25 protein-coding genes are annotated in these 23506 nt (G+C 71.2%); 14 read left to right on the top strand and 11 right to left on the bottom strand.

Annotated elements, in window-relative coordinates; genetic code table 11:
• Positions 1-78: 78 nt before the first annotated feature.
• The 9 genes from J2X46_RS05950 (at position 79) to J2X46_RS05990 (ending at position 11037) form a co-directional block, all read left to right on the top strand.
• Entirely contained in the window at positions 79-1806 is a 1728-nt protein-coding gene (locus tag J2X46_RS05950) for a PKD domain-containing protein (protein ID WP_310248059.1), read from the top strand.
• Between the two features lie 99 nt (positions 1807-1905).
• A complete protein-coding gene (rsmI, locus tag J2X46_RS05955) occupies positions 1906-2736 on the top strand; it encodes a 16S rRNA (cytidine(1402)-2'-O)-methyltransferase (protein WP_310248061.1) in 831 nt (276 codons plus the stop codon).
• Positions 2723-3616 carry a TatD family hydrolase gene (locus J2X46_RS05960; RefSeq protein ID WP_310248063.1) on the top strand — a complete coding sequence of 298 codons (894 nt, stop codon included), beginning with the start codon at positions 2723-2725 and terminating at the stop codon, positions 3614-3616. The genes rsmI and J2X46_RS05960 overlap by 14 nt, the downstream gene beginning before the upstream one ends.
• A gap of 231 nt (positions 3617-3847) precedes the next feature.
• Positions 3848-4978: a transglycosylase family protein gene (locus J2X46_RS05965; protein WP_310248066.1), complete on the top strand. Its 1131-nt coding sequence runs from the start codon at positions 3848-3850 to the stop codon at positions 4976-4978.
• A gap of 73 nt (positions 4979-5051) precedes the next feature.
• A complete protein-coding gene (rsmA, locus tag J2X46_RS05970; protein WP_310248068.1) occupies positions 5052-5927 on the top strand; it encodes a 16S rRNA (adenine(1518)-N(6)/adenine(1519)-N(6))-dimethyltransferase RsmA in 876 nt (291 codons plus the stop codon).
• Positions 5924-6808 (top strand): 4-(cytidine 5'-diphospho)-2-C-methyl-D-erythritol kinase, encoded by an 885-nt coding sequence (locus J2X46_RS05975; protein WP_310248069.1) that lies wholly within the window; start codon positions 5924-5926, stop codon positions 6806-6808. The genes rsmA and J2X46_RS05975 overlap by 4 nt, the downstream gene beginning before the upstream one ends.
• A 119-nt stretch (positions 6809-6927) precedes the next feature.
• Positions 6928-7425, top strand: coding sequence for a hypothetical protein (locus J2X46_RS05980; RefSeq protein ID WP_310248071.1), 498 nt, complete (start codon positions 6928-6930; stop codon positions 7423-7425).
• Positions 7426-7453: 28 nt separating this feature from the next.
• The gene (locus tag J2X46_RS05985; protein ID WP_310248073.1) at positions 7454-9019 is read left to right on the top strand and encodes an SPFH domain-containing protein; all 1566 of its coding nucleotides are present in this window, start codon (positions 7454-7456) and stop codon (positions 9017-9019) included.
• A 194-nt stretch (positions 9020-9213) separates the two neighbouring features.
• Positions 9214-11037: an ABC-F family ATP-binding cassette domain-containing protein gene (locus J2X46_RS05990; protein WP_310248075.1), complete on the top strand. Its 1824-nt coding sequence runs from the start codon at positions 9214-9216 to the stop codon at positions 11035-11037.
• Between the two features lie 3 nt (positions 11038-11040).
• Here J2X46_RS05990 and J2X46_RS05995 read toward each other — a convergent pair whose 3' ends face one another.
• Positions 11041-11526: a MarR family transcriptional regulator gene (locus tag J2X46_RS05995; RefSeq protein WP_310248077.1), complete on the bottom strand. Its 486-nt coding sequence runs from the start codon at positions 11524-11526 to the stop codon at positions 11041-11043.
• A gap of 184 nt (positions 11527-11710) precedes the next feature.
• Between J2X46_RS05995 and J2X46_RS06000 the strand changes: the two genes are divergently transcribed.
• From J2X46_RS06000 to J2X46_RS06015, 4 genes are all read left to right on the top strand, one after another.
• On the top strand, positions 11711-12499 hold the full coding sequence (locus tag J2X46_RS06000) for a trans-aconitate 2-methyltransferase (protein WP_310248078.1): 789 nt from the start codon (positions 11711-11713) through the stop codon (positions 12497-12499).
• Positions 12499-12876, top strand: coding sequence for a VOC family protein (locus J2X46_RS06005; RefSeq protein WP_310248080.1), 378 nt, complete (start codon positions 12499-12501; stop codon positions 12874-12876). The genes J2X46_RS06000 and J2X46_RS06005 overlap by 1 nt, the downstream gene beginning before the upstream one ends.
• A 93-nt stretch (positions 12877-12969) precedes the next feature.
• Positions 12970-13545, top strand: a complete 576-nt coding sequence (locus J2X46_RS06010) for an AAA family ATPase (protein WP_310248082.1) — start codon at positions 12970-12972, stop codon at positions 13543-13545.
• Between the two features lie 9 nt (positions 13546-13554).
• Positions 13555-14025: a hotdog fold domain-containing protein gene (locus tag J2X46_RS06015; RefSeq protein ID WP_310248084.1), complete on the top strand. Its 471-nt coding sequence runs from the start codon at positions 13555-13557 to the stop codon at positions 14023-14025.
• Here the strand turns inward: J2X46_RS06015 and J2X46_RS06020 are convergent, their stop codons facing one another.
• The 6 genes from J2X46_RS06020 to J2X46_RS06045 all read right to left on the bottom strand — a co-directional run bounded on the left by J2X46_RS06020 (position 14026) and on the right by J2X46_RS06045 (position 19155).
• Complete coding sequence (locus tag J2X46_RS06020; RefSeq protein WP_310248085.1) at positions 14026-14880, bottom strand: amino acid ABC transporter permease; 855 nt, start codon at positions 14878-14880, stop codon at positions 14026-14028. It abuts the gene before it with no gap.
• The gene (locus tag J2X46_RS06025) at positions 14880-15563 is read right to left on the bottom strand and encodes an amino acid ABC transporter permease (RefSeq protein ID WP_310248086.1); all 684 of its coding nucleotides are present in this window, start codon (positions 15561-15563) and stop codon (positions 14880-14882) included. The genes J2X46_RS06020 and J2X46_RS06025 overlap by 1 nt, the downstream gene beginning before the upstream one ends.
• Positions 15564-15647: 84 nt before the next feature.
• On the bottom strand, positions 15648-16541 hold the full coding sequence (locus J2X46_RS06030; RefSeq protein WP_310248088.1) for a glutamate ABC transporter substrate-binding protein: 894 nt from the start codon (positions 16539-16541) through the stop codon (positions 15648-15650).
• 82 nt (positions 16542-16623) lie between these two features.
• Positions 16624-17400 carry an amino acid ABC transporter ATP-binding protein gene (locus J2X46_RS06035; protein WP_310248089.1) on the bottom strand — a complete coding sequence of 259 codons (777 nt, stop codon included), beginning with the start codon at positions 17398-17400 and terminating at the stop codon, positions 16624-16626.
• A gap of 58 nt (positions 17401-17458) precedes the next feature.
• Positions 17459-17956 (bottom strand): 2'-5' RNA ligase family protein, encoded by a 498-nt coding sequence (locus tag J2X46_RS06040; RefSeq protein ID WP_310248092.1) that lies wholly within the window; start codon positions 17954-17956, stop codon positions 17459-17461.
• Between the two features lie 32 nt (positions 17957-17988).
• Entirely contained in the window at positions 17989-19155 is a 1167-nt protein-coding gene (locus J2X46_RS06045; RefSeq protein ID WP_310248093.1) for a glycoside hydrolase family 16 protein, read from the bottom strand.
• Positions 19156-19520: 365 nt separating this feature from the next.
• On the opposite strand from J2X46_RS06045, the gene miaB reads away from it, so the two are divergent.
• Positions 19521-21023, top strand: coding sequence for a tRNA (N6-isopentenyl adenosine(37)-C2)-methylthiotransferase MiaB (gene miaB / locus J2X46_RS06050; RefSeq protein ID WP_310248095.1), 1503 nt, complete (start codon positions 19521-19523; stop codon positions 21021-21023).
• Between the two features lie 96 nt (positions 21024-21119).
• On the opposite strand, the gene J2X46_RS06055 is transcribed toward miaB, so the two are convergent.
• The 4 genes from J2X46_RS06055 to J2X46_RS06070 all read right to left on the bottom strand — a co-directional run bounded on the left by J2X46_RS06055 (position 21120) and on the right by J2X46_RS06070 (position 23284).
• Entirely contained in the window at positions 21120-22085 is a 966-nt protein-coding gene (locus J2X46_RS06055) for a type IV toxin-antitoxin system AbiEi family antitoxin domain-containing protein (RefSeq protein WP_310248097.1), read from the bottom strand.
• Between the two features lie 157 nt (positions 22086-22242).
• A complete protein-coding gene (locus J2X46_RS06060; RefSeq protein WP_310248099.1) occupies positions 22243-22554 on the bottom strand; it encodes a hypothetical protein in 312 nt (103 codons plus the stop codon).
• A 44-nt stretch (positions 22555-22598) separates the two neighbouring features.
• A complete protein-coding gene (locus J2X46_RS06065) occupies positions 22599-23069 on the bottom strand; it encodes an NUDIX domain-containing protein (RefSeq protein WP_310248101.1) in 471 nt (156 codons plus the stop codon).
• Complete coding sequence (locus J2X46_RS06070; protein ID WP_310248102.1) at positions 23066-23284, bottom strand: antitoxin; 219 nt, start codon at positions 23282-23284, stop codon at positions 23066-23068. The genes J2X46_RS06065 and J2X46_RS06070 overlap by 4 nt, the downstream gene beginning before the upstream one ends.
• Positions 23285-23506 lie beyond the last annotated feature (222 nt).

The following is a 23506-nucleotide window of genomic DNA, read 5'->3' on the forward strand; positions in this document are numbered from 1 at the left end:
ACGACCGGCACACCCGAGACTCGTGAACCTGATTCAGAGATGCGAACTCTGTTCACGATCTTGCTCAAGAGGAGAGACATGCGCGCCGTCCGCCCCGCTGTCCGACCGGCATCGACGCGGTTCGCCCTGGCCGTGCTCCTGCTGGTCGCCTCGACCCTGTCCGGCGCGTTGGTCGCCTCCTCGCCCACCGCGGCCGCGACGGAGGGCCGGACCTGGGTCGTCGACGCCGTCGACAGCACCTCGAGCAACACGTGGGAGTCGGTCGACACCGGCACGTCGGTGGTCACGATCGCCGTCGGCGACACCGTCGAGTGGCAGTTCGACCGGGCCAACCAGGGCCACGACCTGACCTCGCTCGCGCCCTCGAGCGCGTGGGAGACCGTGTGGCCGACGCCGCTCGTCGAGCACCGCGAGGCCAACGGGACGCCGGTGACCTACACGTTCGACCAGCCGGGCACCTACCGCTACGAGTGCTCGATCCACGGCTCGATGATGACCGGGACGATCGTGGTGGTCGCGCCGGGAAGCAACGCGGAGCCGACGATCGACCCGGTCGTGGAGCCGACCTCCGGCCCGGCGCCGCTCGTCGTCCACGCCACCGCCAACGCGGCCGACCCCGACGGCGACGTGGTCGCCACCTCGTGGGACTTCGGCACCGGGGCCGCGGCGACCTACACCGACCACGCGATGTTCGAGTACACCACCCCGGGGACGTACGTCGTACGGCTGCGGGTGAGTGATGGACGTGGCGGGCTCCGGGAGCAGGACTTCCCGGTCACCGTCACCCAGGGCAGCGGCCCCGTCGACCCCGAACCGCCGGCGGACGACGGCCTCCCGGCGATCGATGCGCTCGCTGCCCCCGCTCAGGGCACGGCGCCGCTCGCGGTGGCCTTCTCGACGCAGGTGACCACCACCGGCACGCTCCACGCGTACTCCGTCGGCCTCGACGCCTACCCCGACCTCACCGGCACCGCGGTCCTCGTGCGCAGCCGCGGTCGCACCCACACCTCCCTCCAGGTCTCGGGCACCAAGCCGAGCGCCGTGCACTCCGCCGTGCACGTCCACGAGCAGGCGTGCGCCGACAACCTCGGCGGCGCGCACTTCCGCTTCGACACCGCCCAGCCGTTCGCCGAGCCCAACGAGATCTGGCCGCTGTTCACCTCAGACGCGACCGGTGCCAGCGGGCTGGTCGAGGTGACCAAGCCGGTGCGGGCCGGCCCGAAGGCCGTCTCCGTCGTGGTGCACGACCCCGACAACGCCGCGCGCCGCATCGGCTGCGCCGACCTCACGCCGGGCACCGCAGACCTCACCTACTCCTGGAGCTTCGGTGACGGCACGACCGGCTCCGGCGCGGACCCCGACCACACCTATGCCACCCCCGGCGCCTACACCGCCACCGTGACCGTCGCGCACGGCACGGGTGAGCACGCCGGCCACCTGTCGGTGAGCGACACCGTCCAGGTCGTCGTCGGCGGCGGCGCCACGCCGCCGGCCCCCGCGCCCGCGGTCGACACCACCCCGCCCCGGATCTCCAAGGTCGGCCCCGTCCGCAGCGTGCGCACCGCCCGGCCCACGGTCAGGGCACGCGTGGCCGACCCCGGCTCGGGCGTGCGCACGAAGGCGATCGTGCTCCGCGTCGACGGCCGCCGCGTCACCGGCATCCGGTACGACGCCCGGCGCGGGCTCGTGCGCTGGAAGCCCCGCCCGGCCCTCGCTCCCGGCCGCCACGTCGTACGGCTCCGGGTGACGGACGCCGCCGGCAACCGGCAGACGCGCACCTGGCACTTCAAGGTCGTGAAGAAGTAGGTCTCGCTCGGCTACTCGACCACCTGTTTCGCCTAGGTGGTCGAGTAGCTCGCGAGCGCCAGCGAGCGGCGTATCGAGACCCCCTGACATGATCGGGACATGGCAGGCGTCCTGGTCCTCGCGGGCACCCCGATCGGGCAGGCCGGCGACGCGCCGTCGCGGCTGGCCGCCGAGCTCTCCGGCGCCGACGTGGTCGCTGCGGAGGACACCCGGCGGCTGAAGCGGCTGTGCGCGGACCTCGACATCACCCTGTCGGGACGCGTCGTGTCGTACTTCGAGGGCAACGAGCAGGCCCGCACGCCGGCGCTGCTCGAGGCGCTGCTCGCGGGCGACCGGGTCGTGCTCGTGACCGACGCCGGCATGCCGAGCGTGTCGGACCCCGGCTACCGACTCGTCGCCGCGGCGGTCGAGCACGACGTCCGCGTCACCGCAGTGCCGGGCCCGAGCGCCGTACTCACAGCGCTCGCGGTCAGCGGGCTGCCGGTCGACCGGTTCTGCTTCGAGGGCTTCCTCCCGCGCAAGGCGGGGGAGCGCGGCCGGCGGCTCGCCGCGCTGGCCGCCGAGGAGCGGACGATGGTGTTCTTCGAGGCGCCCCACCGCACCGAGGCCGCACTCGCCGCGATGGCCGAGGCGCTGGGCGACGACCGCTCCGCTGCCGTCTGCCGCGAGCTCACCAAGACCCACGAGGAGGTGCGCCGTGGTCCGCTCGGCGACCTCGTCGCGTGGGCGAAGGACGGCGTCCGAGGCGAGGTGACGATCGTGGTCGAGGGCTCGAGCGGCGCCCCGGCCGTGGCCACCGACCCCGGCTCCCTGCGGGCCGCCGTGGCCGACCTCGAGGCGGGCGGCTCGACGCGCAAGGAGGCGATCGCCGAGGTCGCCAAGCGCGCGGGCCTGCCCAAGCGGGAGGTGTACGACGTTGTCCACCGCTGATCCCACGCGCAGCCGGGCGGCGACCGAGGAGAAGTCGGGCGCGCGCCGCGACCGCGAGCGCCCGCCGGCACCGGAGCCGCTGCCGCACCCGGTGGTCGACAACCACTGCCACCTCGACATCGCCGACGGCGACTGGATCACCACCGAGGACGCCCTCGCGGCGTCCGCAGCGGTCGGGGTGCCCCGGATCGTCCAGATCGGCTGCGACCTGCCCGGCGCGCGCTGGGCGGTGCAGGCGGCGGCCGAGCACGACGCCCTCGTGGCCGGGGTCGCCCTGCACCCCAACGAGGCGCCCCGGCTGGCGGCGACCGGCGACCTCGAGACGGCGCTGGAGGAGATCGAGCGCCTCGCCACCGCGCACGACAAGGTGCGCGCCGTCGGCGAGACCGGCCTCGACACCTTCCGCACCGGCGAGGAGGGTCGGGCCGTGCAGGAGGAGAGCTTCCGCCGCCACATCGACCTCGCCAAGCGGCTCGACAAGACGCTCGTGATCCACGACCGCGACGCACACGACGACGTGCTGCGGGTGCTCGACGAGGAGGGCACACCCGAGCGCTGGGTGATGCACTGCTTCTCCGGCGACGAGGACGTCGCGCGCCGCTGCCTGGACCGCGGCGCCTTCCTCAGCTTCGCCGGGACGGTCACCTTCAAGAACGCCGCGCCGCTGCGCGAGGCGCTCGCGATCACGCCCATCGACCGGGTCCTCGTCGAGACCGACGCGCCCTACCTGACGCCCACGCCCTACCGCGGCCGGCCGAACGCGTCGTACCTCGTGCCGCTCACCGTGCGGGCCATGGCGGAGGTGCGGCAGGACGACCTCGAGGAGCTCTGCCGGGCGATCGACGCCACCACCGAGGTCGCCTTCGGTGGCGCCTGGTAGGGAGATCCGTCCCCCAATTTCTCCGTTCGAGTTTGCGTCACGGGTCGGTTTCGTTATCGTCTTGTGATTGTTGGCCGGGATCGGGAGCGATTTCCGGCAGCACCAGGAGTCGGATCGGGCCGGCTTCGCGAGACCCCCGCTCGCAACTCGTACGCCCTCGCTGGGTGCTGCGCGGCCGCAGGTGGGGCGTGCTGCCGCCCGAGGCCCGGGGAGTACGACGTTCGGAGAATCGTGCGCTCTCGTTTCGCGCAGCTCAGCAGGTCCAAGGCAGTGCTGGCCGCCGCAGTGGCGGTCATCGTGGCAGCCGTCGCAGGTACGACGGTCGGCTACGCAGCCCTCAGCAAGGACGTGACCCTCAGCCTCGACGGCCGGACCACCCACGTGAGCGCCATCGGCGACACGGTCGGTGAGGTCCTCTCCTCCGAGGGCATCGAGGTCTCCGACAAGGACCTGGTCGCACCCGCGATCGACGAGACGGTCACCGACGGCTCCGCGATCGCGGTGCAGTTCGGTCGCCCGTTCGAGCTGTCCGTCGACGGCGACGAGCAGACGTACTGGGTCAACTCGACCAGCGTCGCCAGCGCGCTCGGCGAGATCGGCCGCCGCTTCGACGGCGCCGACCTGTCCGTGAGCCGCAGCGCCTCGATCGGCCGCAGTGGCCTGGCGCTCAAGGTCGTCACCCCGAAGGTCGTGAGCATCAAGCTCGGCGCGAAGGACCTCAAGAAGCAGCAGGTCACCGCGCTCACCGTCGCCGACGTGCTGAAGTCGATGGGCTTCGAGGTCGACAGGCACGACAAGGTCAAGCCCTCGCTCGACACCGAGATCACCGACGGCGACAAGGTCGTCGTCAAGGACATCCGCCTGGCAACCAAGAAGGTCGCCCGCGAGGTCGTCGACGCGCCCGTCATCGAGCGCGAGGACGCGTCCATGTACGAGGGCGACGAGGAGGTCGTCCGCGAGGGCAAGGACGGCGTCCGCAAGGTCACCTACCGACTCCGCTTCGTCAACGGCAAGCTCGTCGCCCGTAAGGTCGTCACCGCCTCGCCGCTCGTGAAGGCCGTGCCGACGATCGTGAAGGTCGGCACCAAGGAGCAGCCGACCTCCAACTTCGCCGGCGGCAACACCGTCTGGGACGCCCTCGCGCAGTGCGAGTCCGGCGGCAACTGGGCCATCAACACCGGCAACGGCTACTACGGCGGCCTCCAGTTCAACCTCGGCACCTGGCGCGCCTACGGCGGCACCGGCCTGCCGAGCCAGGCCTCCCGCGAGACCCAGATCGCCATCGCCACCAAGCTCCGTGACGCCTCCGGCGGCTACGGCGCGTGGCCCGGCTGCGCCGCGAAGCTCGGCCTCCCCCGCTGACCCACTCAGGTGGTCGAGTAGCACGCGAGCGCAGCGAGCGGCGTATCGAGACCCACCACTAGGCTTGACCACCATGACCACGAACCCGGCCGGCCCGAGGCTCCTCGGGCCGGCCGAGGTGCGTCAGCTCGCCGCCGAGCTCGACCTGCGCCCGACCAAGCAGCGCGGCCAGAACTTCGTCATCGACGCCAACACCGTCCGGCGGATCGTGCGCGAGTCCGCCATCACGGCCGACGACGTGGTCGTCGAGGTCGGCCCGGGGCTCGGTTCCCTGACGCTGGCCCTGCTCGAGGTCGCGAAGCGGGTCATCGCCATCGAGGTCGACCCGCTCCTCGCCGAGCGGCTGCCGACCACCATCTCGTCGTACGCACCCGGGCAGGCCGATCGCTTCGAGGTCGTGCTCGCCGACGCCATGCGCGTCGAGGAGCTGCCCGGCCCGGCGCCGACCGCGCTGGTGGCCAACCTCCCCTACAACGTCTCGGTCCCCGTGCTGATCCACCTGCTGACCCTGCTGCCGTCGCTCGAGCGCGGGCTGGTGATGGTGCAGGCTGAGGTCGCCGACCGACTGGCCGCGGGTCCGGGGTCGAAGACCTACGGCGTGCCGAGCGTGAAGGCCGCCTGGTTCGCCGACGTACGACGTGCGGGGGCGATCGGGCGCAACGTCTTCTGGCCCGCCCCCAACGTCGACTCCGGCCTGGTCGCGTGGACCCGGCGCGAGCCGCCGCAGACCACTGCGACGCGCGAGCAGGTCTTCGCCGTCGTCGACGCAGCGTTCGCGCAGCGCCGCAAGCAGGTCCGCGCGGCCCTGCGCGGGCTGGCCGGCTCCGCCGACGTCGCGACCGCCGCGCTGGAGTCCGCCGGCGTCGACCCGACGGCCCGCGGCGAGGTGCTCACGGTCGAGGACTTCGCGCGCATCGCCGAGGGTCTCGCCGCGGCGGGAGCGGCATGACGATCACGGTCCGCGCGGCCGCGAAGATCAACCTGCACCTGGGTGTCGGCCGCGTGCGCGACGACGGCTTCCACCCGCTCGACACGGTCTACCAGGCGGTCTCGCTCTACGACGACGTCGCGGTCTCGGTGGCCGATGCCGACGTGCTGTCGGTGGAGGCGCCGCCCTACATCGACGTCGAGGGCGTGCCCGCCGACGGCACCAACATCGCGATGCGCGCGCTCGCCGAGGCGGCCTGCGGCGAGCGGCACCTCGTGCAGATCGGCAAGCAGATCCCGGTCGCCGGCGGCATGGCGGGCGGCTCGGCCGACGGCGCCGCCGCCCTCCTGGCGCACGACCGGCTGCACGACCTCCGCCAGCCCGACGACGCACTGCTGGCGCAGGCGGCGCGGCTCGGCAGCGACGTGCCCTTCTCCCTCGTCGGGGGTACGGCGCGCGGCCGGGGCCGTGGCGAGGTCGTCGAGCCGATCGAGGACCACGGGAGCTGGTGGTGGGTGGCCGTGCCGTCCGACGTCGGGCTCTCGACACCGGCGGTCTACCGCCACTTCGACGAGCTGTTCCCCGACGCGCCCGAGCAGCCAGCCGAGCCGCGCGAGCTGCTCGCCGCGCTGGCCAGCCGGGAGCCCGTACGCCTCGCCCGCGCGCTCCACAACGACCTGCAGGAGCCGGCGATCGACCTGCGCCCCGAGCTCGGCACGCTCATCGAGCGAGGCGAGTCCGAGGGCGCGCTGCGCGGCCTGGTCAGCGGCTCCGGCCCGACGTGCGTGTTCCTCTGCGACTCCCAGGAGGGCGCGATGGCCGTCGTCGCCGGCCTCTCGGAGTCGTACGACGTCGTGCTCCCCGCGGTCGGCCCGGTGGCTGGCGCGCACGTCCTGCCCTGACGGGACAGATGGGGCCAGGACCGGGTGGCATGAACTGACCCGGACGGGGAAGCATGCCGCTATGTTGTGCGCGGCAGTCACGCCGCGAGCGTGACTGAGCATGATCTGGGGGAGGCATCGTGACCGTGTTCTTGGTGGTGGGCGTCATCGGCGTCGCCCTGCTCCTGGTCGCGCTGGTCGTCGGCGACTTCCTCGACGGCGCCCTCGAGGGGCTCAGCGCCGGCTTCTTCTCGACCGAGGCGCTCGCCGGCTTCCTCGGCGCCCTCGGCTTCGGCGGCGCGATCGCGCTGTCGGCGACCGGCTCGACCTCGGTGGCCGTCGTCATCGGCCTCGTCCTCGGCGTGCTGCTCGGCTGGCTCGCCGCCAAGGCGTCGTCGTTCCTCCACGGCAGCGGCGAGACCGACACGGTCCGCACCTCCGACATGGTCGAGAAGATCGGCCGCGTCGTGAGCGACATCCCCGAGGGCGGCCTCGGCGTGGTGTCGATCAGCGTCGGCGGCCACCTCACCCGGCTCAACGCGCGCTCCAGCGTCGCCGTACCTGCTGGCACGCAGGTCAGCATCACGGAGGTCATCTCACCCACGGCCGTCCAGGTCGAACCGCTCTTCCTCACCTGATCCACGTCCCTCCACAAGGAGCTTCTCCATGTTCGAGCTGTCCCCGGTCGTCACGTCAGTGATCGGCCTCGTCGTCCTCCTCGTGCTGCTGGCGCTGCTGGTGACCACGCGCTACAAGGTGGCCGGGCCCAACGAGTCGTTCATCATCACCGGCCGCAAGGGCAAGGGGGAGGTACGCAACCCGGAGACCGGTGAGATCTCCACCGACCTGTCCGGCCAGAAGGTCGTCATGGGCGGCGGCGTCTTCGTCATCCCGTTCGTGCAGCGGCTCGCGACCCTCGACCTCTCCTCGCGCCGCATCTCGGTGCAGATCCGCGGTGCCGTGTCCGGCCAGGGCATCAAGCTCAACCTCGACGGCGTCGCACTCGTGAAGGTCGGCGGCAACGAGGACTCGATCCGCGCGGCCGGCCAGCGCTTCCTGAGCCAGCAGGCCGAGATCGAGACCTTCACCCAGGAGGTGCTCGCCGGTGCGCTCCGCTCCATCGTCGGCTCGATGTCGGTCGAGCAGATCATCCGCGACCGCGCCGCCTTCGCCCAGCGCGTCGCCGAGGAGTCGGAGTCGTCGCTGACCGGCCAGGGCCTCGTGCTCGACACCTTCCAGATCCAGGACATCACCGACGACGGCTCCTACCTCGCCGACCTCGGTCGTCCCGAGGCCGCCAAGCTCGGCCAGCTCGCGGCCATCGCCGAGGCCAACGCCCGCCAGGCCGCCGAGCAGGCGCGCATCGCCGCCGAGCAGGAGATCGCGGTCACCCAGCGCGCGCTCGCGCTGAAGAACGCCGAGATCAAGGCCGAGACCGACGCCGCCAACGCGCAGGCCGCCGCGGCCGGACCGCTGGCGCAGGCCGACCGCGACCAGGCGATCCTCACCGAGCAGGAGAAGGTCGCCGTGCGCCAGGCGGCGCTGAAGGAGCGCGAGCTCGACACCGAGGTCCGCAAGCCCGCCGACGCCGAGCGCTACCGCGTCGAGACCGAGGCCCAGGGTCGCCGCAACTCCCAGATCCTCGAGGCGGAGGCCCGCAAGGCCGCCTCGATCGCGGCCGCCGAGGCCGACGCGGAGAAGGCCCGCCTGACCGGTGAGGGTGAGAAGTCCCGCCGTTCCGCCCTCGCCGAGGCCGAGGCCATCGAGGGCGCCAAGCGCGGTGAGGCCGAGAAGGCGCGTCGTGTCGCCGAGGCCGACGCCGTACGCGCCGAGGGTGAGGCCCAGGCCTCCGCGATCCTCGCCGCCGGCCAGGCCGAGGCGGAGGCCATGGACAAGAAGGCCGAAGCCTTCGCCGGCTACAACGAGGCCGCCGTCCTCCAGATGCTCATCGAGGTCCTGCCCAAGGTCGCCGCCGAGCTCGCCCGCCCGATGGGCGGCATCGACAAGCTGACCGTCATCTCCACCGACGGTGCCGGCGAGCTGCCCAAGCAGGTCACCAACAACCTCGTCCAGACGATGGAGCTGCTGAAGTCCACCACCGGCCTCGACGTGGAGCAGCTGATCCAGAAGTACGCCGGCACCAACGGCTCCACCCCCGCCCTCCCGGAGCCCGCGGCTCCCGCTGCCTCCGGCGACGCCGACCCGGAGCCCCAGCCGACCGCCACCGCTTGAGCGGTGCGTGAGGGGGATTCCGCACGGCTGGAATCCTCCTCACGCACCGCCCCGGGCGCGCCGTCGTACGACATCCCGGTGGGCGGTGCGTGACGCGGATTCCGCGCGCCCGGAATCCTCCTCACTCACCGCCGACCGGCAGGACGTACGCCGATCCTGCCGGGCTGGGTCGCACCTGAGAGAATCGGCCGGTCATGGCGAACCTCATCAACCTCGAGCGGGTCTCGAAGTCCTACGGCGTCCGGCCGCTGCTCGACAACGTCTCCCTCGGCATCTCGGTCGGGGAGCGGGTCGGCGTCGTCGGGCGCAACGGCGACGGCAAGACCACGCTGCTCGAGGTGATGACCGGGATCGAGGAGCCCGACTCCGGTCGGGTGTCCCACACCCGCGGCGTCGAGATCGGCTACCTCCACCAGGGCGACGAGCTCGTCGACAGCCACTCGGTCCGTGAGGCGGTGCTCGGCGGCCGCCAGGACCACGAGTGGGCCGCCGACCCGACCACGCGCCAGGTCGTCGAGGAGCTGCTGGCCGGCGTCACCCTCGACCGGGCCGTCGTCGGCCTGTCCGGCGGCGAGCGCCGTCGCTGCGCGCTGGCCGCGCTGCTGCTCTCGCGCCACGACCTGATCGTGCTCGACGAGCCGACCAACCACCTCGACGTCGAGGCCGTCGCGTGGCTCGCCTCGCACCTGGTCGGCCTGCCCAGCGCACTGATCGTGGTGACCCACGACCGGTGGTTCCTCGACGCCGTCTGCCAGACGACGTGGGAGGTCCACGACGGCGCGGTCGACTCCTACGAAGGCGGCTACGCGGCCCACGTCCTGGCCAAGGCGGAGCGCCAGCGGCAAGCCGCGGCGACCGAGACCCGGCGACAGAACCTCGCCCGCAAGGAGCTCGCGTGGCTGCGGCGCGGCGCCCCGGCGCGTACGTCGAAGCCGAAGTTCCGCATCGACGCGGCCAACGCGCTGATCGACGACGTCCCCGACCCGCGCGACCGGCTCGAGCTCCAGAGGTTCGCCAGCCAGCGGCTCGGCAAGGACGTCGTCGACATCGAGGACGTCGACCTCTCGCGCGGCGAGCGCAAGCTGCTCGACCACGCGACGTGGCGGATCGGGCCGGGCGACCGGATCGGCATCGTCGGCGTCAACGGCGCGGGCAAGACCTCGCTGCTGTCGCTGATCTCCGGCGCGCTGCCGCCCGACGTGGGGCGCGTGAAGCACGGACGCACCGTCGAGATGCAGCACCTCACGCAGGCGCTCGACGAGATCGACCCCGAGGCGCGGGTGCTGCCGACCGTCGAGTCGATCCGCCGCGTGACCCGCACGCTCGACGGCCAGGAGATCTCGGCGACGTCGATGCTGGAGCGGTTCGGCTTCACCGGCGACCGGCTCACCGCACGGCTCGGCGACCTGTCGGGTGGCGAGCGGCGGCGCTTCCAGCTGCTCAAGCTGCTGCTGAGCGAGCCCAACGTGCTGCTGCTCGACGAGCCGACCAACGACCTCGACATCGACACCCTCAACGTCCTCGAGGACTTCCTCGACACCTGGCCGGGCACGCTCATCGTGGTCTCGCACGACCGCTACTTCCTCGAGCGGGTCACCGACTCGGTCTGGGCGCTCCTCGGCGACGGGCAGGTCTCCATGCTGCCCCGCGGGGTCGACGAGTACCTCGAGAGACGCTCCGACCTGCACGCCGCCGAGCAGGCCGCTGCCGCCGCTGCTGTTCCGTCATCCGCACCCGCCCCCACTGGGTCGGCTTCGTATGACGGACCGGCGACGCCGCAGACGCCCAAGGCGCGCCCCGGATCCGCCGAGGACCGCGCCGCCCGCAAGGTGCTGGCCCGGGTCGAGAAGCAGCTCGAGCGCATCGCCGTACGCGAGGCGGAGCTGCACGCCGAGATGGAGGCCAACCTCAGCGACTACGACCTGCTCGCGCGCGTCGGCGGTCAGCTCGGCGAGCTCGCGGCCGAGAAGGACGAGCTGGAGCTCGAGTGGCTCGAGGCGTCCGAAGTCGTCGAGTAACCGTCAGCTGAAGGGCGCGAGCAGCGAGCGCAGCAGGCCCGCGAGCTGGGTGCGCTGCTTGTCGGGGAGGTCGGCGAGCAGGTCGGCCTCGGCGGCGAGGAGGGCCTCGAAGGCGCCGTCGACGGCGGCCTTGCCCTCGGCGGTGAGCCGCACCAGCACCCCGCGTCGGTCGCGCGGGTCGGGCAGCCGCTCGACCAGGCCGCGGCTGGTGAGCCGGTCGACGCGGTTGGTCATGGTGCCGCTGGTCACGAGGGTCTCGCGCAGCAGGCGTCCGGGGGAGAGCTCGTACGGCGCACCCGCGCGGCGCAAGGCGGCGAGCACGTCGAACTCCCACGACTCGATGCCGTGCGCGGTGAAGGCGTCGCGGCGGGCGAGGTCGAGGTGGCGGGCCAGCCGGCTGATCCGCGAGAACACCTCGACGGGCGCGAGGTCCAGGTCGCCGCGTTCGCGGCCCCAGGCCTCGACCAGGTCGTCCACCTCGTCGCGCATGGCGACATCCTGCCAGATGACCCGATCGGTCGAGAATCTTGACATCGAGACACATCGGGGCGATGCTGCAAGTATCTCGACGTCAAGACACATGAGGGGTAGTCCAGTGAGAATTGGCGGTGATCGGGGCATTCGGACGACCGATGGCCACTGGACTACCCCACTGCCGAAGAGGAGGACGACCATGACGCACACCTGGGACCCCGACCGCTACCTGCAGTACGCCGATGAGCGGGGGCGGCCGTTCGTCGACCTCATCGGGCGGATCGACGCCGCAGCCCCCGCCACCGTGGTCGACCTGGGCTGCGGCCCCGGCAACCTGACGCGGCTGCTCAAGGAGCGGTGGCCCGACGCACGCGTCGCCGGCGTCGACAGCAGCCCGGAGATGATCGAGAAGGCGAGCGCGATCGACGGCATCGCGTGGGAGGTCGCCGACCTCCGCACCTGGGCGGCGCCCGACCCGGTCGCGCTGCGCGCGCCCATCGACGTACTGGTCTCCAACGCGACCCTCCAGTGGGTGCCCGAGCACCTCGACCTCCTGCCCGGGCTGCTCGACCGCGTCGCGCCGGGCGGCTGGTTCGCCTTCCAGGTGCCGGGCAACTTCGACGAGCCGAGCCACACGACCCGCACCGAGCTCGCCTCGCAGGAGCCCTACGCCGAGCACGTCCGCGACGCTCGCGTCCCGACCAGCCACGGCCCGGCCGACTACGCCCGCGTCCTGCTCGACCTCGGCTGCGAGGTCGACGCGTGGGAGACGACGTACCTCCACGTGCTCACCGGCGACGACCCGGTCTTCACCTGGGTCTCCGGCACGGGTGCGCGCCCGACGTTGCAGGCGCTGCCCGACGGCCTGCGGCCGCGCTTCGAGGAGGAGTTCAAGGCCCGGCTGCGCGAGGCCTACCCGGCCGACTCCGCGGGCCGAGTCATCCTGCCCTTCCGGCGGATCTTCGTCGTCGCTCGCAAGCCCGCGTGATGCGCCTCCACCACGTCCAGGTCGCCTGCCCGCCGGGAGGCGAGGACGCCGCCCGCCGCTTCTACGGCGACGGCCTCGGCATGACCGAGGTCGACAAGCCGGCCGACCTGGTGGCCCGCGGCGGCGCCTGGTTCTGCGCGTACGACGACCGCGGCGCCACGACGGCCGAGCTGCACGTCGGCGTCGAGGACCCGTTCGCACCAGCACGCAAGGCCCACCCGGCATTCGTCGTCGACGACCTCGACGAGGTCGCCGCCCGGCTGACCGACCTCGGCTTCGAGGTCGACGAGAGCCAGCGCGACTCGTTCCCCGGCCACGTCCGCCTGCACACGTACGACGGCCACGGCAACCGCGTCGAGGTGCTGGCCGACATCTGAGGACGCCATGAACGTCCGGGAGGTCCAATTCCGACCAGGACGTCCTCAGATATCGAGGTGCGGCCGGCGCGGGCCTTCGGGAAGGATCCCGGCATGCGCCTCCTGATCGTCCTCGGACCGCCCGCCGTCGGGAAGATGACCGTCGGTCGCGCGGTGGCGGAGCGGTCGTCGTACCGGCTGTTCCACAACCACCACACGATCGAGATGCTGCTCGACGTCTTCGACCACGGCACGCCGCCCTTCACCACGCTCAACAGCGAGTTCCGCCGCCGCGTGGTCGAGGAGGCGGCCGCGTCGGGCACCGACCTGCTCTTCACCTTCGTCATCGACATGGACGGAGAGTCAGAGGCGGCCTGGCTGCGCGACTTCGCGGCGCCGTACGGCGACAGGGTCGCGGTCGTCGAGCTGGTCGCCGACCTCGACACCCGCCTCGTGCGCAACCGCACCGAGCACCGGCTGGCGGAGAAGAGGTCCAAGCGCAACCTCGAGTGGTCGGACGCCAACGTGCGCGAGCTGGAGGCCGGTTACCGGATGACCTCCGAGCCCGGCCGGGACGCACCGGGTGAGCGGCTGCTCGCCCGCTGGCCGCACCTGGTGATCGACAACACCGACCTCTCGGCGGACGAGACGGCCGAGCGGATACTGGCGTGGCTGGTTACTGATCAGTAATATCGAGGCATGCCTGCCGTCCTCGACCTCTGGAAGAAGACCACCGCGCTGCCCCTGGGTGACCGGGTCTTCTCGTTCGCCTTCAGCCAGAAGGCGCCGTACTTCGCCTCCATCCGGCCGCGGTTCACCGTCATCGAGCCCAACCGGGCCGAGCTGGTGATCACCAAGCGGCGCGGGGTGCACAACCACATCAAGACGGTGCACGCGATCGCGCTGTGCAACGGCCTCGAGGCCGCCATGGGCGCGCTCGCCGAGTCGACCATCCCGCGCGACCGGCGCTGGATCCCCAAGGGCATGGAGGTCGCCTACACCGCCAAGGCCGACTCCGACATCACCTGCATCGCCGAGACCGACCCCGAGCAGTGGACCGCCGAGCTCGGTGAGGGGTACGACCTGCCGGTCCGCGTGCGCGGCGTCCGCACCGACGGCACGGTCGTCGTCGAGGGAGAGATCCGGCTCTGGATCTCCGCGAAGCGCTGATCAGGCGATCTGGCCCTGGTCGGCCTCGCCGACCATCGACACCTGCAGCATCTCCTTCTCGCCCACGAACCGCTTCTGGGCCCAGGTGGCGATCGCGGTGAGCAGGAGGTTGGTCAGCACGTAGAGCCCGGCGATCACCAGCGTCGTCGGCACGATGTTGTTGAAGCTCAACGGCAGCTGCTTGAGGATCTTCGTCAGTCCGATCGGGAACACGATCAGGATGAGGCTGGTGTCCTTCAGGGCCACCACCATCTGGCTGATGATCGCCGGGATCATGATCTTCACGGCCTGGGGGAGCAGGATCAGGTTGACCACCTGCGTCTTGCGGAGCCCGATGGCGTACGCCGCCTCGGCCTGGCCGCGGGGCAGCGCGTTGATGCCGGCCCGGAAGACCTCGGCGAGGACCGCACCGTTGTAGACGGTCAGCGACAGGACCACCGACCAGTAGGCGCCGCGCTCGATCGACATCGAGTTGAAGACGGCGTAGAAGGCGAAGGTCATCAGCATGATGACCGGCACCGCGCGGAAGAACTCCACGACGAGCCAGCTGGCCCAGCGGACCGGCTTGTGGTCGGACAGCTTGGCCACGCCGAAGACCACGCCGAACACGAGCGCGCCGAGGACTGCCAGCACGGCCATGGTGAGGGTGTCGAGCCAGGCCTCGCCGATCGCCTGCATGATGTTGGGCGTGACGAACGGCTCCCACAGGTCGTAGTCGAACTGACCTGCGTCGTTGAGCCGCTTGACTGCCCACGCCGCGAGCGCGAGGAGCACCAGGCTGGCCACGACGGTGTAGATCCGGTGCCGGGCGGCAGTCTTGGGGCCGGGGGCGTCGAACAGGACTCCGGAAGCCATCAGGCGATCCTCCATCGGCGCTCGAGGGTGCCGGCCGCGAGCGAGACGATCTCGACGAGGACGACGTAGCCGAGGGCGAAGGCGATGAAGATGCCCCAGCGCTCGTCGGCGTTGTTGTTGGTCATGATCTTCATCTGCGAGGCGGCCTCGATCACGCCGAAGACCGCGGCCACCGAGGTGTTCTTGAGCAGGGCGATGAGGGCGCTCGCGACGGGCGGGACCGCGGCGCGGAACGCCTGCGGGAGCACGACCTGGCTCATCACGCCGCCGAAGGGCAAGCCGATCGCGCGGGCGGCCTCGGCCTGGCCGAGCGGCACGGCGTTGACTCCGGAGCGGAGCGCCTCGCACACGAAGGTCGAGGTGTAGAGCGTCAGCGCCACGACCGCGGTCGAGAAGAAGGAGGTGAAGTCGAACGTGCCGATGTGGACGTCGACCCACTTGAAGTTGATGCCGATCCGGGGAGCGGCGAAGGAGAAGAAGAAGAACACCGCGAGCAGCGGGGTGTTGCGCACCAGGGTGACGTAGGTCGCGGCCGCCTTGCTGAGCACGCCGATCGGGCCTACACGCAGGGCGACGAGGACGGTGCCGCCGATGAGCGAGAACACCCCGGCCACCAGGAACAGCAGGACGGTGTAGCCGAAGGCCTTGAAGACGTCGGGCAGGCTCTCGAGGACGGCGTCCACGTCTCTCCTCTCGGTTCGGGTCGTTCGGGGGCGGTGCCCGGCCGGGCCCGCTGGAGGCGGGCCCGGCCGAGCAGCGTCGTCAGGTCAGGACTCGCAGGAGTCGAGCTCCGGGAAGTCGGGCGTCTCCACGCCCGACGCACCGAGGTTGGACTCGAACGCGTCGGCCCACGTGCCGTCCTCGTTGGCCTGCTCGAGCGTGTCGTTGATCCACTGGCACATCTCGGGGTGGTCCTTCGAGTAGCCGACGCCGATGCGCTCCTCGGAGAACGGGTCGCCGACGACCTTGAGCTGGCCCTCGTTCTGCGCGGCGTAGCCGGCGAGGATCGTGCCGTCCGTCGTCATCGCCTCGACGGTGCCGTCCAGCACCTTGTCGACGCATTGGCTGTAGGTGTCGAAGCCGACCGGCTTCATGCCCTGCGCCTTGGCGTTGTCGAGCGACGTCGAACCGGTCACGGAGCACACCTCCTTGCCCTGCAGGTCCTCCGGGCCGGCGGCGTCGGAGTCCTCGGGGACGAGGAGCTGCTGTCCGGTGATCATGTAGGGGCCGGTCTGGCCGACGACGGCACGCCGCTCGTCGGTGATGGAGTACGACGCCAGCACGATGTCGACCTTGCCCTCCTCGAGGAAGGGCTCACGGTTGTCCGAGATGGTCTCGACGTACTTCACCTTCGAGGTGTCGTCGGGGTCGATGCCCAGGCTGGCGACGAGGATCTTCGCGATGTCGACGTCGAAGCCGGTCGGCATGTCCGAGCCGGTCGCGTTGAAGCCGAGGCCCGGCTGGTCGAACTTCACGCCGACGTTGATGGTGCCCGCGTCGGCGATCTCCTTCATCCGCGTCCCGTCGTCGAAGTTCGACGCGGCGTTCTCGTCGGCCTTGACGTCGACGCTCTCCGAGTCCTCACCCGCGTTGCCGCAGGCGGCGAGTGACAGGGCCAGTCCCGCCGTGGCGATGACCGCCTTGGTCCTGATGAATCTCATCCTTGCTCTCCTTTGGTTGGCGGCCCGAGGCCGTCTGGGGTTTCTGGGGATGGAGTGGTGCTGCTCCCGAGATCGTGGGTCCTCAGTGCTTGAGGATCTTTCCGAGGAAGTCCTTGGCGCGGTCGGAGCGCGGGTGGGTGAAGAACTCCTCCGGGGAGTTCTCCTCGACGATGGCGCCGTCCGCCATGAACACGACGCGGTCGGCGGCGGTGCGGGCGAAGCCCATCTCGTGGGTGACCACGATCATCGTCATGCCCTGCTTCGCGAGGTCGACCATCACGTCGAGGACCTCCTTGATCATCTCCGGGTCGAGCGCGGAGGTGGGCTCGTCGAAGAGCATCACCTTCGGCTCCATGGCCAGGGCGCGGGCGATGGCCACGCGCTGCTGCTGGCCGCCGGAGAGCTGGGCGGGGTACTTCTCGGCCTGGTGCCCGACGCCGACCCGGTCGAGCAGCTCGCGCGCCTTCTTCTCCGCCTCGTCCTTCTTCATCCCGCGGACCTTGATCGGGCCGAGCGTGACGTTCTCCAGGATCGTCTTGTGGGCGAAGAGGTTGAAGCTCTGGAAGACCATGCCGACCTCGGCGCGGAGCGCGGCGAGCGCCTTGCCCTCCTGCGGGAGGTCCTTGCCGTCGAGGGTGATCGTGCCCTCGTCGATGGTCTCGAGCCGGTTGATCGTGCGGCACAGCGTGGACTTGCCGGAACCCGACGGCCCGATCACCACGACGACCTCGCCGCGCGCGACGGAGAGCTCGATGTCCTTGAGGGCGTGGAGCTGTCCGTAGTGCTTCTGGACGCCGTTCAACACGACGAGGGGCTTGCCCCGGCCGGCGCTGACAGGGCCCGATTCCTGCGCGGTCATAGGCGAAACCTATCTGCAGTGGTCCGTTCGGGCCATCGGGGCCGACCCGTTCGGACCATCACAAAGTGGTGACGGTTCCGGCGTCGGGGTCCCAGCGGCGCAGCGTGTCGAGCCGCAGGACGACGTCCGCGTGCCCGAGAGCCGCCAGCGCCTCGGGCACCGAGGCCCGCGGGACCCGTCGCCCCAGGGTGACGTGGGGGAGCCACCCGGGGTGCTGCGTGTCCTCCACCTCGCGGCGCAGGTCGAGCACCGCCCGCACCACCGCGTCGGGTACGTCGACGAGCCGGGCGACGGTGACCCGGGAGCCACCGAGCAGGGCGACGCCGGCGACACGCACCTCGATCGGGAGGAGCGGGCCGAGCAGGTCGACGGCCCGGGCGTCGTCGTCCGGTCCGAGCGCCGGAGCGGTGACCAGCGTCAGGTGCGGGCCGTTGGTGGTCCCGCGGTGCTCGAGCTGGGAGGGGAGCCCGGCGTCGTGCAGGGCCTGCCACTCGCGGCGTACCGCTTCCTGGCCTGCGGCGTCCGGCAGCAGCTCGAAGGCGTGCAGTCGGGGCATGCCGCGAGCCTAGGCCCGAGGAGCCGACCGGATCAGGCGGCCTTGCGGCCGCGGGTGACCCGGGCGGACTCGCGGGAGGTGGCGTCGAAGACCCGGACCCAGTCGACCTGCGCCTCGTCGCCGAGCTCATCAGCGGTGAGCTGGTTGAGCTCGTAGTCCGAGGTCAGGTTGGAGAGCACGAGGTACTGCATCGACTGCGAGACGGCCTTGGTCTCGCGGTAGTACTCGCGACCGTCGACGCGGAAGATGTACTCCGAGGGAGTCCACTCGACCGAGAACACGTGGAACTCGTCCCACCAGTTGCGGCGGCTGCTGGTCAGCGCGTTGCGGGTGGAGCGGAAGAAGTTGCCGTAGCTGACCTTCTGCCAGTTCGCCTCGTAGTAGTGGACGTGCGAGCCGATCGACTCGGTGCCGCGGCCGGTCTCGCCGAAGAACTCCATGACGTCGATCTCGGTGCCCATGGCCGGGACGCCGTCGGTGTACGTCGTGCCGCTGGGGAGCAGCCAGAAGCCGGAGTGCATGCCCTTGGCCTGCTGCGGCTTGATGCGGGCGGCGACGATGCCGTGCTGGAAGAAGCGGGTGTACTCCGTGGCGACCTGGCTGTTGAGGAGGTACGGGCTGGTGCCGGAGCTGCGGGTCGAGGTGAAGCCGCACGGCTGGCCGGCGAGGGCCGGGTCGAGGGCGACGCCGAGGTGGAGGACGCCCTCGCCGACGCGGCGGGCGGCGGGGTCGACCCGGGCGCAGGTGCGGGGGGCGTACACGCTCTCGTGCTCGCGCTTCTGGTCGTTCCAGACCGAGGTGTCGAGGGTGGTGCCGGAGAAGGTGTCCTCGAACTCGGGGGTCCACCGGGCGGTGGTGACGGAGCCGGAGGTCCAGGTGCGGCCGCCGGAGACGGAGGAGGCGCGGTAGGTGCCGGAGCCGGGCGTGAAGGCGGCGGAGCCCCAGGCGTCCTCGGTGGCGGTGGCGACGACCTTCCAGCCGCTCTTGACGCGCTTCTCGAGGGTGACCTTCTCGCCCGGGCTGGCCGGGGCGAAGGTGGCGACCAGGGTGCTGTCGTTGGACGGCGCGGCCGGCGAGGTGCCGGGCTGCACGATCGGGGGCAGCGAGGCGAGGGTGGCGGTGACCGAGGTGCCCTTGGCGCGCTTCTTGGCGTGCACCGAGCCGGCGGCGTGGGCGCCGGAGGGGAGCAGGGCGAGCAACAGCGCGGTGACAACGACCGCCAGGCTCGCCGCGCGAGCGCGTCGGACTACGTTGGATCGATCAAATGCACTCTTGGACAGCATCCGTGCTTCCCCCCACTGTGGAACGGTGACCCGGTGTTCGCCACATCCGTGTGGATTCCGTGTTACCGCTTTGTTGACCTGAGAAGGAGTTTGTGTCGAACTCGGATGGAAATGTGAGGATTCCGAGCAGTAATCCTCCAAACTGCCCACTGGTCTAGTCATTTCGGACTAGGCCGATCGGCGCCGAAGGGGTCCGAACCTCGTAGCGTGGCGCCTCGGAATCCGCGGCGCGGTGCGCGATTGCCGGGGCCTCCGGAGGCCGCCGTACCCTTGTTTCCGTCATGAGCGCACTCCCCGAAGCCCCCGCCCGCACCTACGAGGTCAAGACCCACGGGTGCCAGATGAACGTCCACGACTCCGAGCGGCTCAGCGGGCTGCTGGAGGACGCCGGCTACGTCCGCGCGGGCAGCGACGAGCAGGCCGACGTGGTCGTGTTCAACACCTGCGCGGTCCGGGAGAACGCCGACAACAAGCTCTACGGCAACCTCGGCCACCTCGCGCCGGTCAAGGCCGCGACGCCGGGCATGCAGATCGCCGTCGGCGGCTGCCTCGCGCAGAAGGACCGCGACACGATCACGAAGAAGGCGCCGTGGGTCGACGTCGTCTTCGGCACCCACAACATCGGCTCGCTGCCGGCGCTGCTCGAGCGGGCGCGCGTGCAGGAGGAGGCGCAGGTCGAGATCCTGGAGTCGCTCTCGGTCTTCCCGTCCACGCTGCCGACCAAGCGCGAGTCGGCGTACGCCGCCTGGGTGTCGATCTCGGTCGGGTGCAACAACACCTGCACGTTCTGCATCGTCCCGTCGCTGCGCGGCAAGGAGAAGGACCGCCGGCCGGGCGAGATCCTCGCCGAGATCGAGGCCCTGGTGGCCGAGGGCGTCACGGAGATCACCCTCCTCGGCCAGAACGTCAACGCGTACGGCGTCGAGTTCGGCGACCGGCAGGCGTTCTCCAAGCTGCTGCGCTCGTGCGGGTCAATCGAGGGGCTCGAGCGGGTGCGCTTCACCTCGCCGCACCCCGCCGAGTTCACCGACGACGTCATCGAGGCGATGGCCGCTACACCAAACGTCATGCCCTCGCTGCACATGCCGCTGCAGTCGGGGTCGGATGCGGTCCTCCGTGCGATGAAGCGCTCCTACCGGCAGTCGAAGTACCTCGGGATCATCGAGCGGGTGCGGGCGGCGATCCCTGACGCCGCGATCACGACCGACATCATCGTCGGCTTCCCCGGTGAGACCGAGGAGGACTTCCAGGCCACGCTCGACGTCGTACGCGCTGCGCGGTTCTCGGCGGCCTTCACCTTCCAGTACTCCAAGCGCCCCGGCACCCCCGCCGCCGTGCTCGACGACCAGATCTCGCCCGAGGTCGTGAAGGACCGCTACCAGCGGCTCGTCGCGGTCGTCGAGGAGATCTCCTGGGCCGAGAACAAGGCGCTGGTCGGGCGCACGGTCGAGCTGATGGTCGCCGAGGGCGAGGGTCGCAAGGATGCCGCGACTCACCGGCTCTCCGGCCGCGCGCCCGACAACCGGCTGGTGCACTTCTCGGCGGACTTCTCCGCGGTTCCTGACTCCAGCGTGCGCCCCGGCGACATGGTGACCGTCGAGATCACCTACGCCGCGCCCCACCACCTTGTCGCCGACGGCGCCATCCGGTCCGTACGCCGCACCCGCGCCGGCGACGCCTGGGAGCGGCGTACGTCCTCCCCGGCCGCCCCCGCCTCCGTCGGGCTCGGGATGCCGGCCGTCGGGGTCCCCGCACCCCTGCCCCCGGCTCCGGCCTGCGGCTGACCGCCTTCGTCGTTGGAATCCCCGGATATCCGGGGATTCTCCGCGGCGTGTGGTCGTGGTGACGTGACATCCACGTCACAGGCACCACGCTGAGGCTCAGACCGCCAGCGGTAGGCCCGACGGACAGTCGGGGCAGCGGGTGATCGCTCCCGTCCAGCCGCGTGCCTGGAGCAAGGCGGCGATCCTGGCTGCGGTCGCGCACGGCCTCTGGAACACCTGACCCCACCCGACCCGGACCGTGTTGAGCCGGTCGACGGCGGCGTCGAGGTCCCGATCCAGATCGGCGTCGCGGGTGGAGGCGTTGTCGTGCCAGAGACGGCCGTCGATCTCGACCAGCTGGTCGAAGTCGACGTAGGCGACGTCGCGATAGATGGGCCCGCCCGTTGCGGAGTCGCGCAGCTGACGGCGGGCGGTCGGGAGGCCGTGCGGCTGCTCGACCCTGGTGAGGTAGCCGTGCTCGAGCACCGAGCACGTGCCCAGGTGGAGGTCGGTCAGGACGCCGCGCAGGAAGTCGCGACGCGGTAGGCGAGGGCGGGCGTCGAGCCGGTCGCGGATGCGCTCGGGCGTTGTACGTCGTGCCTGGATGGCGTCCGCGAGCACCGAGATCGCCGCGAAGTCGTCGACCGCTCCCGATGCGACGTCGACCAGAGCCTCCTCGACCCGGACCCGAGGCGGACTCGTGTTCCAGCTGACCTTCGGGTGCAGGCGCGGCGTGCGGTGCAGGCGGTAGCCCGGCGGCAGCAGCACCTTGCGGTCACGGCTCACCGCTATGTGGACCAGCGCGTCGTCGCGTCCTGCCTTCCCCGGTCCGTCGGCCGCGCGCAGCGCGCTGTCCCCGGCCAAGGCAGCCGGCCAGGCGATCAGCACGCCAATCCACGCGCGCTGCAACCATGTCGGCGTACCGGTGTGGTTGATGAAGACGCCGTCGTGGACCCGCACGAGATCCCGCCGACGCAACAGGCGCTCCAGCTCGTGCGGCGGCACGCCCAGCGCGGTCAGCTGGCGCCTGGCGATCACGCCGGACTGGAGCGACAGCAGATCGTCGTACGACTTCCCGGGCATGCCGTCGATCGTGGCCTCCGCCGGTGGTCGATCACCACAGCCCAACGGGGATCTGTGGACAGAGACTGTGTGGTCGTGGTGACGTGGCCGGCACGTCGCCACGACCACACAGCTCCCAGAATCACCGGATATCCGGGGATTCCGGGCGCACGCAGGATCAGGCCGGAGGCTCGGGGGAGCCGTCCTCGGCCTGCTGGCCGGCGTCGGGACCGTCCGAGCCGTCGTCCGACGTCGCGGTGGTGGTGTCGGACTCCTCGTCCTCGGAGCCGTCGGGCTCCTGCTGCTTGTCGTCCGGCTCGGCGATCTCGTCGGGCAGTACGTCGTCCACAGCGGGGTTGTCGTCGGGGTCCAGGTCACGCCCCAGGCCACCGTCGGCAGGGTCGACGTGCAACGCGTCGGCACCTCCCGGGTTGAGCTCGGGCTCCTGCGTCGTCGGCTGCGGGATCGGGCCGAGATCTTCCTCGTTCATGGGCTACCTCCTGCCGTGATCGTGCCCAACGCCCCCATGCGTGGCTACCCCCGAGGGGAGGGCCACCCGAAGGTCAGGTAGCGCTCGCCGGAGAAGAGGTGGGCGAGCGCGTGCGCCTCGTGCGGGACCGTCGGCTCGGGCAGGTCGGTCAGCGGGAACCACCCCAGCGCCGTGGCCTTCCCGGTCTCCACGATCCGCGGCTCGCCACTCCACGACCGGGCGGTGAAGAAGAAGTCCGCGCGCTCCTCGATCGGCGGCCCGAACTGGGTGCGCTGCATCGTGAACGCGAACTCCAGCGACAGGTCGGCGATCGCGAGCTCCTCCAGCGCCTCGCGGTGCGCAGCGTCGTACGCCGTCTCGCCGGGCTCGACGTGCCCGGCGGCCGCGGCGGCCCAGAAGCCGGCCATGTAGGGGACGGCGCCCCGTTGCTGCAGCAGCACCTCGGTCCCCGTCCCGCCCTCCCGCAACAGGTAGACGTAGGAGGCCGGGACGAGGGCGAAGGCAGCGGCCGTCACGCCTGAGTGGCCGGCGGGATGTCGTCGTCCTTGCCGTCGAGCGAGTCGAGGGCGTCGCGGGCCTTGCCGGTCGCCTTGTCGATCTTGTCGGCGTGCTTGCCGCCGGTCTTCTCGTTGGCGAACGCGCCGGCCTTGTCGATGCCCTCGGCGATCTTGTCGCCGTGGTCGTCGACCGCCTTGCTGAGCTTCTCCTTGGCCTTGTCCAGGAACGACATGAGCTCCTCCTCCGAGGGAATCCGGCCCACCCCGCGGGTGGGGACTCCGGCACTCGAAAGCCTAGGGCCAGACTCCCAATCCGTCGCCTGCTGCGCGGTGCCAGGCACGCACGTTGGCGGCGTTGTCCTCAGTCGCCGTGACTCCGTCACGTCTCCCTCGTCCGCCTTGCCACCGCACGCGCCTGACGCCGCTCGCGACGGCGACGCATTGCTCGGCTGGCC

The organism is Nocardioides sp. BE266, assembly GCF_031457855.1.
Classification (GTDB): domain Bacteria; phylum Actinomycetota; class Actinomycetes; order Propionibacteriales; family Nocardioidaceae; genus Nocardioides.

Excerpts from the sequence above, each read along its gene's own strand:
- J2X46_RS05950 (WP_310248059.1), top strand. The coding sequence starts at position 79 with ATGCGCGCCGTCCGCCCCGCTGTCCGACCGGCATCGACGCGGTTCGCC.
- rsmI (WP_310248061.1), top strand. The coding sequence starts at position 1,906 with ATGGCAGGCGTCCTGGTCCTCGCGGGCACCCCGATCGGGCAGGCCGGC.
- rsmA (WP_310248068.1), top strand. The coding sequence starts at position 5,052 with ATGACCACGAACCCGGCCGGCCCGAGGCTCCTCGGGCCGGCCGAGGTG.
- J2X46_RS05975 (WP_310248069.1), top strand. The coding sequence starts at position 5,924 with ATGACGATCACGGTCCGCGCGGCCGCGAAGATCAACCTGCACCTGGGT.
- J2X46_RS05985 (WP_310248073.1), top strand. The coding sequence starts at position 7,454 with ATGTTCGAGCTGTCCCCGGTCGTCACGTCAGTGATCGGCCTCGTCGTC.
- J2X46_RS05990 (WP_310248075.1), top strand. The coding sequence starts at position 9,214 with ATGGCGAACCTCATCAACCTCGAGCGGGTCTCGAAGTCCTACGGCGTC.
- J2X46_RS05995 (WP_310248077.1), bottom strand. The coding sequence starts at position 11,526 with ATGCGCGACGAGGTGGACGACCTGGTCGAGGCCTGGGGCCGCGAACGC.
- J2X46_RS06000 (WP_310248078.1), top strand. The coding sequence starts at position 11,711 with ATGACGCACACCTGGGACCCCGACCGCTACCTGCAGTACGCCGATGAG.
- J2X46_RS06005 (WP_310248080.1), top strand. The coding sequence starts at position 12,499 with ATGCGCCTCCACCACGTCCAGGTCGCCTGCCCGCCGGGAGGCGAGGAC.
- J2X46_RS06010 (WP_310248082.1), top strand. The coding sequence starts at position 12,970 with ATGCGCCTCCTGATCGTCCTCGGACCGCCCGCCGTCGGGAAGATGACC.
- J2X46_RS06015 (WP_310248084.1), top strand. The coding sequence starts at position 13,555 with ATGCCTGCCGTCCTCGACCTCTGGAAGAAGACCACCGCGCTGCCCCTG.
- J2X46_RS06020 (WP_310248085.1), bottom strand. The coding sequence starts at position 14,880 with ATGGCTTCCGGAGTCCTGTTCGACGCCCCCGGCCCCAAGACTGCCGCC.
- J2X46_RS06030 (WP_310248088.1), bottom strand. The coding sequence starts at position 16,541 with ATGAGATTCATCAGGACCAAGGCGGTCATCGCCACGGCGGGACTGGCC.
- J2X46_RS06035 (WP_310248089.1), bottom strand. The coding sequence starts at position 17,400 with ATGACCGCGCAGGAATCGGGCCCTGTCAGCGCCGGCCGGGGCAAGCCC.
- J2X46_RS06040 (WP_310248092.1), bottom strand. The coding sequence starts at position 17,956 with ATGCCCCGACTGCACGCCTTCGAGCTGCTGCCGGACGCCGCAGGCCAG.
- miaB (WP_310248095.1), top strand. The coding sequence starts at position 19,521 with ATGAGCGCACTCCCCGAAGCCCCCGCCCGCACCTACGAGGTCAAGACC.
- J2X46_RS06055 (WP_310248097.1), bottom strand. The coding sequence starts at position 22,085 with ATGCCCGGGAAGTCGTACGACGATCTGCTGTCGCTCCAGTCCGGCGTG.
- J2X46_RS06060 (WP_310248099.1), bottom strand. The coding sequence starts at position 22,554 with ATGAACGAGGAAGATCTCGGCCCGATCCCGCAGCCGACGACGCAGGAG.
- J2X46_RS06070 (WP_310248102.1), bottom strand. The coding sequence starts at position 23,284 with ATGTCGTTCCTGGACAAGGCCAAGGAGAAGCTCAGCAAGGCGGTCGAC.